This window comes from Myxococcus eversor, assembly GCF_010894455.1.
Taxonomy (GTDB): Bacteria; Myxococcota; Myxococcia; order Myxococcales; family Myxococcaceae; genus Myxococcus; species Myxococcus eversor.
The window spans coordinates 524,431-535,625 of the sequence record NZ_JAAIXY010000004.1 but is presented as its reverse complement, the minus strand read 5'-3'; the positions used below and the strand labels follow the sequence as shown (position 1 = coordinate 535,625).

Here is an 11,195-nt window from a genome sequence, read left to right as displayed (position 1 = left end):
GGTCTCAGCTGTTCCTTCCGCCGCGACGCTGGAGGGCCTGACGACGGGCCTCCGCACGCTCCTGATGCTTCACGCTCTGCGTCCCCGGCTCCGACTCGGAGGTCAGCCTCCGCGCCAGCGCGTGGACAGTGGGATGCTCGAAGAAATGGGTGACGGGGACGTCCCGGCCGAGCACCTCGCGCAGCCGGGCGCACGCGCGCACCGCCGACAGCGAGCTGCCGCCCAGGTCATCGAAGAAGTGGGCATGCACGCTCACCGTCGGATACCCAAGCGTCTCCGCCCATGCCTGGACCAACGTCTCTTCCAAGGGCGTGCGAGGCGCACCCTCCGAGGGAGCCGAGCGCGTCGGGGCCGGCAGGGCCCGCGTGTCCACCTTGCCGCTGGACAACAAGGGCAGTGCCTCCAACGGGACGAGGTCCGCGGGGATGAGGTGCTCCGGCAGACGCGCGCGGAGACTCGCTCGCACTTCGCCTGGAGTCGGCATCCCGCCTTCGGGTGGCACCACGTAAGCGACGAGCCGAGGCTCTCCTCCCGCCGGCGGGCGCCACACCCGGACATGGGCCTGCCGCATCCCCGCGAGCTCGCGCAGGGCCACCTCCACCTCACCCGGCTCGATGCGGAACCCGCGCAGCTTCACCTGTGCATCCAACCGGCCCAGCAAGTCGATGTGGCCGGATGGACGCCAGCGCGCCAGGTCTCCAGTTCGATACAGGCGAGCCCCTGGCACGGAGCCATACGGGTCCGGGATGAAACGCTCCGCCGTCAGGTCCGGGCGACCTTCGTAGCCGCGCGCGACGGCCAGGCCTCCCAGGAACAGCTCTCCCGCTACACCGGGCGGAACAGGCCGCAGGGACTCGTCGAGCACGTAGGCATCGACATGAGGCAAGGGCGGGCCGATGTCCGGTGCCCCGGTCCCCACGACACACGGGGACCACGCCGAGCAGACGGTGACTTCCGTGGGCCCGTAGGCGTTCAGCATCACCCGCCCTGGAGCGAAGCGGGACACCAGGTCCTCCGGACAGTGCTCACCCGCGGAGACGAGCGTCTTCAAGTCTGGCAGCGGTGTGTCCGGCAGCAACGTGCAGGCCGAGGGTGGGAGCGTCACCAGGTGGATGCGCTCTTCTCGCAGCACGCGGTGCAGCACCTCGCCCGCCAGCACCTCGCCGGGAGGGGGCAGGACCAGCGTCGCGCCCGTCATCAGGCCCTGGATGTATTCCCAGACGGAGACATCGAAGGCCGGTGAGGCGAACTGGAGCACCCTCGCACCGGCGGACAACGCGAAGCCCTGTCGAATCGTCGCGACCAGTTGCAGGGCGCTGCGATGCGACACCATCACCCCCTTCGGACGTCCCGTGCTGCCGGAGGTGTAGATGATGTACGCCGTGCAGTCCGACGAGGGCAGCGCGCGCGGCTCGGATGGCGAGTCCCCGTCTCGCGCGTCACGAGCACCGTGCTCCTCCCAGGGGAGCATCGTCACTTCCGGAGGCAGCGTCAGTCGCCGCGCGAGCCGCTCCTGGACGAGCAGCCAGCGCGCGCCGGAATCACTCAACATCCAGGAGACCCGCTCCGAAGGGTACCCCTGGTCGAACGGCACCACCGTTCCACCGGCCTTCAGCACCGCGAGGAAGGCGATGAGCGCCTCGGGCCCTCCGCGCTCCATCTGCACGCCGACCCGACTCTCGGGGCCCACACCCTGGTGGCGCAGTCTCGCCGCGACCCTGTCCGCCCAGTCATTCACCTCGCGGTACGTCCATCGCGACGCGCCCGATACCAGCGCCTCGGCCTCGGGCGTCCTGGCCACCCAGGACTCGAAGGCCTCGTGAAGACCCGTCAGCGCCAGGGCCTCGGACGTCGCGCGCCCGCGACCTGTCGCCAGCGCCACGCGCCGCTCTTCTTCGTCCAGCAAGGGCAGGTCCAACAGGGGCACGTCGGGAGTCCGCGACGCCGCGTCCAGCAAGGCCCCCAGGTGACGGGCCATGCGCCGGGCGACCTCCGTGTCGAACAGGTCCGTGCAGTACTCCAGGCTCGCCGCGAAGCCTCCTCGCGACTCCGCCATCGACAACGTCAGGTCGAAGGCCGCTGCCTGGTTCTGAAGCGGGAAGGACTCCAGCTCCAGCGCGCCCAGCCGGACTCGCGTCCCCTCGCCTCCAAGCGCGAAGGGCGCGAGGGCTTCGCGCCCCGGACGCCCTGAGTGCAGCACGAACATCGTCTGGAACACGGGCGCGCGCGACGCATCGCGACGAGGCTGGAGCCGCTCGACGAGCCGCGCGAAGGGCAGCTCCTGGTGCTCCAGTGCCTCCAGCACCACGCCACGCACCTCGGCCAGCAGCGCGGAGAACGACATTCCCTTCGTCACGGTGGCGCGAAGGGGCACGGGGTTGACGAAGTAGCCCACCTGACGCGCCAGGTCCGCGCGAGCCCGGCCCGCCGTCGGCGTCCCCACCAGCAAGTCCTCGTGTCCGGTGTAGCGGCGCAGGAACGCGAGGTAGCCCGCCAGGAGCACCATGAAGGGCGTGGCGCCGCGCGCGCTCCCCAGCGACAGCAGGCGAGAGGCCGTCTCGGGTTCCACGCGGAAGGGCACGGCGGCGCCTCGGAAGGACTGGAGCCGAGGCCGTGGGCCAGAGGCGGGCAGCTCCAGCACCGGCAGCTCGCCGCTCAGCTTCTCGCGCCACCACGCCTGAAGCCCGTCGCCTCGCGCCCCGGTGTGGAGCGCCTCCTGCGCGCGGAGGATGGGGGCGACAGGAGCCGGGGGTGACGGCAGCGTCGCGGGTACGCCCTGGAGGCCGGCGGTGTAGAGGAGTCCCAGCTCCTCGGCCATCACCTCCAGCGACCAGAAGTCGGTGATGAGGTGGTGGAAGACGAGCAGCAGCACCGGGCCACCCTCGACGTCGGTGAAGACCCGCATGCGCATCATCGGCCCACGCTCCAGGTCGAAGGGGCGGTGCGTCTCCGCGTCCAGTCGCTCGCGCAGGGCCGCCTCCGTCCATCCCCGAGCGGACTCCCGCTCCAGCACGGGCGCGGCGGCGGGACGGAGCACCGGCTCACCCCGCTCCTCGGGGAACGCGCACGCGAGCGCGGGATGACGGGTGACGAGTCCGGAGAACGCCTGCGCGAGCCCCCCCAGGTCCACGTCCCGCGACAGGCGCATCGCGCGCGCGATGTGATACGCGGTGCTCCCAGGCGCCAGCCGCTGGAGGAACCAGAGCGCGCGCTGACCGTCCGAGAGATGCGGCGTCGCGTCCCCGACATCCGGCGCGTCGGCCGGAGCATCCGTGGGCTCCCCTCCCGCGCCACGCATGCGCTCCACCCAAGCGGCCACGTCGCGCAGGCTCGGCCCCTGGAGCAACAACGTGGGCGGCAGCGACACGCGCCACGTCTGCTGCACCGCGTGCATCACATCCAGCCCCCGCAGCGAGTCCAGCCCGTACTGCGTGAGCGGCGCCTCGGCGTCCAGCGTGCTCGCGGCGACACCGAGCCTCCGCGCCACCTCACTGGAGAGCCACGACAACACGTCTCCGGAAGTCAGCGCCTCGGACGCGGTCGACACCTCGTCCCGCGCGAGCACGTCCGCGCGGCTCTCCCGCCACGCACTCACGACCTCCAGGTCCTCGGCGAGGAACGCCTGCTTCGTCACGCGCCGCTGCACCTTGCCGCTGGACGTCTTGGGCAGACTCCCCGAGGTGATGAGCACCACCGCGTGCGCGGCCACGCCGTGCTCCTCCACGAGCGTGGCGCGGATGCGCGCGAGCGCCTCGTCGAGGACGCCTCCTTCCGCCGCCTTCCCGGAGACCTCCTGGACGATGACGAGCCGCTCCTCGCCCTCCGCCTCCACCGAGAACGCGACGCCACACCCCGGACGCAGCGCCGGATGGCCGCGCTCCACCGTCAGCTCCAAATCCTGCGGATAGAGGTTGCGCCCCCGCAGGATGAGCACGTCCTTCAAGCGGCCCGTGACGAAGACCTCACCGTCCTCGACGATGCCCAGGTCTCCCGTGCGCAAGAAGGGCCCCTCCCCCGTCCCCGCGAGTCGGCCGTGGAAGTCGCGCTCCGTCTCCTCGGGACGCTGCCAGTAGCCCTCCGCGATGCTCGGCCCCCGCACCCACAGCTCGCCCACCTGCCCTGGCGCCTTCGGCTCGCGCGTCTGGGGGTCCACCACGCGCAGCTCCTGCTCCCCCAGCACCTCGCCACTGCCCACCAGCACCGCCCCGTCGTCGGCGCTCCCAGGCGCTCGCGCCTCACCCCGCTCCAGGCCCTCGCGCGAGAAGCGCTTCACCACCAGCTCCACCGGACGCTCCGCGACGCGCTGGCGGCCCGTGACGATGAGCGTCCCCTCCGCGAGCCCGTAGCAGGGATAGAGCGCGTGGCGTCGGAAGCCCGCGGGCGCGAAGGCCTCGGCGAAGCGGTCCATCGTCTCCGCGCGCACCGGCTCCGCGCCGCAGAACGCCACCTCCCAGCGACTGAGGTCCAGCGCGGCGCGCTCCTCCGGTGTGCTCTTGCGCACGCACAGGTCGAACGCGAAGTTGGGCCCTCCGCTCACCGTGCCGCCATGGCGCGAGATGACCTCCAGCCACCGCAGGGGACGCTGGAGGAAGAACATCGGCGCCATCAGCGACGCATGCATGTCCCGGAACAGAGGATGGACGATGCCGCCAATGAGCCCCATGTCGTGGTACGGCGGCAGCCACGAGACGAACCTCGGGTTCGGCTTCGCGTCGAAGTTCCGGGAGATGAGCTCGCAGTTGTGCATCAACTGCCGATGCGCCAGCACCACTCCGCGCGGCGAGCCGGTGGAGCCGGAGGTGTACTGGAGGAACGCCACCGTTTCGTCGCGCACGTCCGCCTCGCGCCACGACGCGGCCTCGGCCAGCGGCACCGTGTCCGTGGACAACCAGCGCAGCGCGCGCAGGTCCTCCAGTCCCTCGGTGAGCGGCCCCACCAGCTCCGAGATTCCGGACGTCGTGAGCGCCACGCGCGCGCCGCAGTCCGCCACCAGCGCCTGGAGCCGGGGCAGCGTGCGCCCCAGCCGCATGACATCCGGCGGATACGCGGGCACCGCCACCACGCCCGCATACAGACACGCGAGGAAGCCCACCACGTACTCACGCCCCGGTGAATACATGAGCAACGCCCGGTCTCCCGGCGCCATCTCTTGCTGGAGTCGCGCCGCCACCGCGCGCACCTGCGCGTCCAACTCCGCATAGGTGACAGTGTGCTCCCCCTCTTCGTCGACAAACGTGAAGATGGGATCCGTTGGCTGAGACACAGCCCGGGAGCGGCACACGTCGACGAGGGTAGCGGCCTCTGGACGAACGAACGCGGAGGCGGGGGCAGCGCGAGTCGGCAAGTGCATGTCGAGTGTCCCGGGGGGGATTTTTCAGCGGGACGGCAGCCGTTTCAGCTCGGCACACACGCGTCCCGTGAACCCGGGGGCGAAGTCCCTGCTGCTCCGGCTGACGCCCCCTGGATTCGCCGTACTTTTAATGGATTCCGAGCAGTCAGAAAAGTCGCGTCATCACGATTGACCCAGCACATCCGTGTTGACCGGTTGCATATTCACGTCCGGTCGTGGCGATGTGCCGCCCGACACCCGACGAGAGGAGCCCCTTCCATGAAGTACACCCAACTGGGCCGCACCGGCCTGCGCGTCTCACGCCTGTGCCTGGGCTGCATGAGCTACGGCACTCCCTCGTGGCGCCCGTGGGTCCTCAACGAGGAAGCCTCGCAGCCGTTCTTCCGGCGCGCGGTGGAGATGGGCATCAACTTCTTCGACACCGCGGACATGTACTCGCTGGGTGTCAGTGAAGAAGTGACGGGCCGCGCGCTGCGACGTTATGCGCGGATGGAAGAGGTGGTGGTCGCCACCAAGGTGTACTTCCCCATGGGGGACGGGCCCAACATGCGAGGGCTGTCCCGCAAGCACATCATCCAGGCGTGCGAGGCGAGCCTCAGACGCCTGGGGCTGGAGACCATCGACCTCTATCAAATCCACCGGATGGACCCGCACACGCCGCTGGAGGAGACGCTGTCCGCGTTGGATCAGCTCGTCCGCCAGGGCAAGGTGCGCTACCTGGGCGCGTCGTCCACGTATGCGTGGCAGTTCGCGCGGGCCCTGGGCGTGGCGGACCTGAATGGCTGGTCCCGCTTCGTGTCCATGCAGGACCACTACAACCTCGTCTACCGCGAGGAGGAGCGGGAGATGCTGCCCCTGTGCGAGGCGGAGGGCATTGGCGTCATCCCCTGGTCTCCGCTCGCGCGCGGGCTGCTTTCGGGGACGCGCAAGTCACTGGGAGACCGGGAGGCGACGCCGCGCGCGCAGACGGATGCGTACGCGCCGGTGCTGTATGACCAGCCAGGAGACTGGGACGTGGTGGAGGCCACGCGACGGGTGGCCGAGGCTCGCAACGTGCCCGCCGCCCAGGTGGCCCTGGCGTGGCTCTTGTCGCGTCCCGTGGTGACGGCGCCCATCATCGGCGCCACGAAGATGGAGCACCTGGAGGACGCCATGCGCGCGGTGGACCTCACGCTCCAGCCCGAGGAGCTCCAGGCCCTGGAGGCGCCCTACCTGCCACACGCGCTGCGCGGCATGTGAGCCGCGCGGCGGTCCGCTCCCCGCCGAGTGCGCGTCAGAGGTCCACCCGGCTGGAGGGCTCCGACGCCTCTACCGGGGCCTCCACCGGAGCGAGCGCGGGCAGCTCCAGGAAGGCGGCCCGAGGACCGGAGCCGCCGTAGGCCAGCGCCTCGATGCGGTTGGTGCGCGGAGCGCGGGGGTCCCTCGGCAGGCACTCGGCCACCGACTCCTGGAGCTTCAGCTCCGGGCGGGACTCCACGATTCGTTCGATGCGCGGCGGCATGTAGTTGACGGCGTCCTCGAACGCATAACGGGTGAGCGTGCGCGTCACCGTCGCCGTCCCGCAGCGGGTTTCAGGACGCGACTCCGTGAAGGTCCTGGAGCTCAGCGCGTTGGAGCCGCCATTGGAGGGGATGACACCACTGCGGACGGCCTGCGTCACGGTCTGGTTCACCATGACCTGCTGACACACCGTCATCACGAACGGCATGGGGCGAGAGACGAGCTGCAGCGGGGCGTACTCCCCCGCGGCCATGGCGGTGCGAACCAGGGCCTTCCACGGCGGAAGGGGGCCCTCCGGCATCAACTGCGTGCGGCACTCCAGCTCCGTGCCCGCGTCATTCGCCATGAACACCACCTGGACGTTGCTGATGTAGCGCGCCCCCGATGCCTCCGCGCGCTCCAGGAACTTCAGCACCAGCGCGCTGCCGTCCTGCGCGTGGCCGAAGGGCATGGAGATGGCCCAGGGCGCGAAGCCGGACTCCTTCGCCAGCTCAGGCGTGGCGACGATGACGGGAGGACCCTGACGCACCAGGGTGGACCGCGAGCACCCGGTGGCGGAGAGGAGCAACAACAGGGTCAGCGAGGAGCGACGCATCAATGGTCCCCTTGGTGGGCGATGCCTTCCCCCTAAAGTAACATCGTCGCGACAAGCCGGCGCACAGCGGCCCAGGGAGCAACCATCTCTCCACGGGCCGATATGTCCGGGGCCTCCGGGCGTTACCCGCGCGCCCCGGCGAGCCGGAGCCACTGCGCCGCCGAGCGCAGGTCCGCCTCGAAGTGGATGCGCAGTTCGGCGCGCTCACGAGGGTCCGTCCGGCGCAGGACATCCGAAGGCGCGAAGGTGGCCATGGCCCCGCGTGCCCAGGGCGTCTGGACGAACTGCCCCCGGTTCAGGTTGAGGCGGAACCCCGGCCCCAGCACCGCCTGCCCCGCGACGTGGCCCAGCGCGAGCATCAGCAGCGGGCGCACCGAGGCCACCTCCGACGCCAGCGCTTCGCGGAACGCCTGCGCCTCCCGCCAGCCCGGCGCGTCCACGTCCCCTCCGGACCAGGGCCCCCGCGAGACATGGAGGTCCGTGGGCTTCAGCCCCGCGCGCGAGAGCACCACCTCCAAGAGCCGCCCCGCCGCCCCCGCGAAGCCCGGCGCGTCCCCGTCCTCCCGCGTGTCGGGCACGTCTCCCACCATCATCACCGGCGCGCACACCTGGCGCTCCTCCCGTGGGGTTCGGAAGCGCGGCGCGCCCAGGCTCCGCGCGGTGGCTCCGGTGCGCGGCGGCGCTTCCCACGCCAGCCCCGCGCCGTAGCTCAGGCGCGAAAGGTCCCAGTGCGCGCTGGCGTCCGGGGTGAAGAGGCTCCAACGCAGCGTGGGAAACCGCCCCACGAGGAAGGGCGCCGCCAACCTGACGACGAGGTGGTCCGGCCGGTACCACGCGACGTACCGCTCCGCATCGTCGGAGGAGCCTCGACGGAAGCGGACGCGAATCACGAGGCTCCGCACGTCCCTCCGCACCGCGCGCTCCATCCGCCGCAGGCGCTGGACATCCCGGTCCACCTCCCGTTCCAGGAGGCGCCGCTCCCCGTGAGTCAGCCGCCAGAGCACGCGGTACAGCAGCGCCCAGCGCTCCGGCTCCCGGTGACACACCACCTTCTCCGCCAGCTCCAGGAAGTCCCGGGGCACCACCGGCAGCGCCCCCGCCTCCATGCCGCTCAGGAGCGCATCCACCCGCCCGTTCCACGGGCCCCGCGCTTCCTCGAAAGACACCCGCTCCGGAGGCAGTCCCCGCGCCAACAGCCCCCGCGACACTTCCCGAAACGATGCCAGCTCCGGCGCCACGCTCACCCGCACCTGGACCTCCTGGTCGCTCAGCGACACACGCCGCGAGCCCCCTCCGAGGGTGCTCGCGCGCGTGGAGGGCTTCTACCCTCCAGGTCTGACATCACCACCCAACCCGTGGCGTCTCGGGCCCCCCGCGGCTATTCCTCCTTCGCGAGCGCGTCCACCTGCTCCTGGAGTCCGCCCATCTCCTCGAAGAAGGAGTCCACGGGCTGGGCCCGGGACAGGCGGAACGCCGGCGGCAGCAGCGTGCGCGGGAAGTCCAGCGAGGTGCTGAAGGGCTCATTGCCCAGCAAGTCATTCGCCCGGGACAGGGCGCCGAAGGTCAGCGTCACCACGGCGAGCACCCGCACCAGCCGCCCGGGCTCCCACCGCGCCACGTAGCGCAGGTGCCAGAACAGGCCCCAGCCCATGAGCAGGAGGAACGTCGCGTGATACAGCCAGGACAGGCCCGAGCCCAGCCCCAGGCTGAAGCCCAGGGCCGACATGAGCGGCGGCAGCGCCACCGCGCCCAGCAGCACCAGGCTGCCGATGGTGGCGTGCGTGCGGTAGTGGAACCTGCGCCGGGAGATGCGACTGGCGACGGCCCACCCGCCCGCCCACAGCAGCGTCAGGGTGAGCGGCGTCACCACCGCCACGGTCAGCTCGCCCCAGTCCGTTCGGCCGTAGTTGCCCAGGTGCGTCTCCAGCGAGCTGACGAACAGCAGCGCCAGCATCGCCACCGGGAAGGCGCGGGCGTGCTCGAACACGCGCTCCTTGGGAGCGACGGGCGCGGTGATGACGGTGCCGGGCACCGCGTGGTCCCTGCGCCGGAAGCGCAGCACGGTGTCACCCACGGCCACGCGCGTGTCGGGCGCCAGCTCCAGCTCCGCGAGCCGAGCCCAGGGGTCCACGCGCCAGGTGCCGTTGTGGCTGCCCACGTCGCGCACCATGAGCGCGCCGTCCTCGCGTCGTTCGATTCGCAGGTGCTCGGGGGAGACCTTGGGGTCGTCGAGGATGACGTCGTTCGAGTACGCCCGGCCAATCGTCGCCGGGAAGCGCTCCAGGCGGTGGCGCTCGTGGACGGAATCGCCTTCCAGCACCTCCAGGAAGATCATTTCGTCCATGACAGCCCCTCCAGGTAGCGGCGCGCCAGCTTGCGCGCGTTGTCCGCCGTGAAGCCGCCCAGGGTGAGGCTGGTGTCGACTCCGCTGGTGCTGGCGTTGAGCGCGGCGGCGCGCAGCACCAGGTCATAGAGGCCCGGGAAGCGCTTGTAGGCGCGCAGGCACATCGCGGCGCGCACGGGCAGGCCCTCCACGTCCACGAACTCCGTGGCGCAGCGGAAGTTGGTGACGTCCTCGCGCGAGGCCTCCACCGTGTCCGGGTCCTGCGCGTACAGCGCGCTGTACAGCGAGGAGAAGCGCAGCGCGCCCAGCTTCTGGCTGGAGGCCTGCTGGTGCAGGAAGGCCACCACGCCCGTGCGGTGATGCGAGGACAGGTAGATGTCCTCCTCCGAGGAGCACTGGTAGTTCGTCACCGTGTACGGCGCCTCCGGGTCATGCGGCGTGTCGCCCCAGCACTTGAGGAAGGGAATCCACCGGCCCGGGACCTGGTAGGCGCCCAGCTTCTGCTTGGGCACCGGCGCCGCGAGCATCTGCTCGGTGAGGCGCTGCTGGTTCTCCAGGAGCTGCGCGCGCACGCGGTCCACCAGGCTGGGCGCGTCGTCCTGCTTCGCCTCCAGCGCCCGAGTCAGGAGCGCGCTCGCGTGCTTCACCGGGACGAGGAAGCCGAGCTGGTTGCCCATGGTGGCGACGTTGACGCCCACCACGCGCCCCTGCCCCGTGAGCGTGGGTCCACCGCTCATGCCGGGGTTGATGGCGCCGCTGAAGTGGATGCGCTCGTAGAGCGAGTCCTGGATGAAGCCGTTGTAGGTGCCCTCGACGATGGTGGTCCCCAGGTCGTGGGGATTGCCCATGGCGTACAGGCGCGCGCCCTGCGGCGGCTCGCGGTCTTCCAGGGCGATGAACTCCTTCACCGCGTCGTCCATCCGGATGACGGCCAGGTCATGCACGACGTCCACGTCCACCAGTCGCGCCGGAACGGGCTCGCCGCCGGTGCGCAGGACGAGCTCCGCGGTGTAGTCCTCCGGGTGGAGCACCACGTCGGAGACCACGTGGTAGTTGGTGATGGCGTGTCCGTTGGCCGAGACGAAGAAGGCCGAGCCGATGGACGAGCGCGTACCGGAGCGCCGCTCGATGATTCGCACCTGGGCGACGCGGTTCTGGATGCGCTGGAACAGCTCGTGAGTGGCCGGAGGCAGCACGGCCGGTGGAGACTCGGGCGCGGGGACGGGCGCGGTGTCGGGTTCGCTTTGGACGGGAGCCAGCACACCCGGTTCCGAGGGAGCGACCGACGGCGCCTGCCCCAGCACGGCGACGAGGAAGAGGACGAACATGGATGGCGCGCACGCTATCCCAGCACCGCGCGCGTGGGCACAGAGTCGTTCGAGGCTGCTGGCGCGGGGCCCGCGTGC

Annotated in this window: 6 protein-coding genes; 1 reads left to right on the top strand and 5 read right to left on the bottom strand. The window is 71.0% G+C overall.

The window, feature by feature from the left end; genetic code table 11:
* Positions 1–4: 4 nt before the first annotated feature.
* Complete coding sequence (locus G4D83_RS11465; RefSeq protein WP_163864726.1) at positions 5–5,350, bottom strand: non-ribosomal peptide synthetase; 5,346 nt, start codon at positions 5,348–5,350, stop codon at positions 5–7.
* 258 nt (positions 5,351–5,608) lie between these two features.
* Here G4D83_RS11465 and G4D83_RS11460 point away from each other — a divergent pair, with 258 nt between their 5' ends.
* Complete coding sequence (locus tag G4D83_RS11460; protein ID WP_163864725.1) at positions 5,609–6,589, top strand: aldo/keto reductase; 981 nt, start codon at positions 5,609–5,611, stop codon at positions 6,587–6,589.
* 34 nt (positions 6,590–6,623) lie between these two features.
* Here G4D83_RS11460 and G4D83_RS11455 read toward each other — a convergent pair whose 3' ends face one another.
* From G4D83_RS11455 to G4D83_RS11440, 4 genes are all read right to left on the bottom strand, one after another.
* Complete coding sequence (locus tag G4D83_RS11455; RefSeq protein WP_163864724.1) at positions 6,624–7,445, bottom strand: hypothetical protein; 822 nt, start codon at positions 7,443–7,445, stop codon at positions 6,624–6,626.
* 122 nt (positions 7,446–7,567) lie between these two features.
* Positions 7,568–8,722: a DUF4130 domain-containing protein gene (locus G4D83_RS11450; RefSeq protein WP_240356275.1), complete on the bottom strand. Its 1,155-nt coding sequence runs from the start codon at positions 8,720–8,722 to the stop codon at positions 7,568–7,570.
* Positions 8,723–8,823: 101 nt separating this feature from the next.
* Positions 8,824–9,789, bottom strand: coding sequence for an FHA domain-containing protein (locus G4D83_RS11445; protein WP_163864723.1), 966 nt, complete (start codon positions 9,787–9,789; stop codon positions 8,824–8,826).
* Positions 9,777–11,117, bottom strand: coding sequence for a S1C family serine protease (locus G4D83_RS11440; protein WP_163864722.1), 1,341 nt, complete (start codon positions 11,115–11,117; stop codon positions 9,777–9,779). The genes G4D83_RS11445 and G4D83_RS11440 overlap by 13 nt, the downstream gene beginning before the upstream one ends.
* Positions 11,118–11,195: the final 78 nt, after the last annotated feature.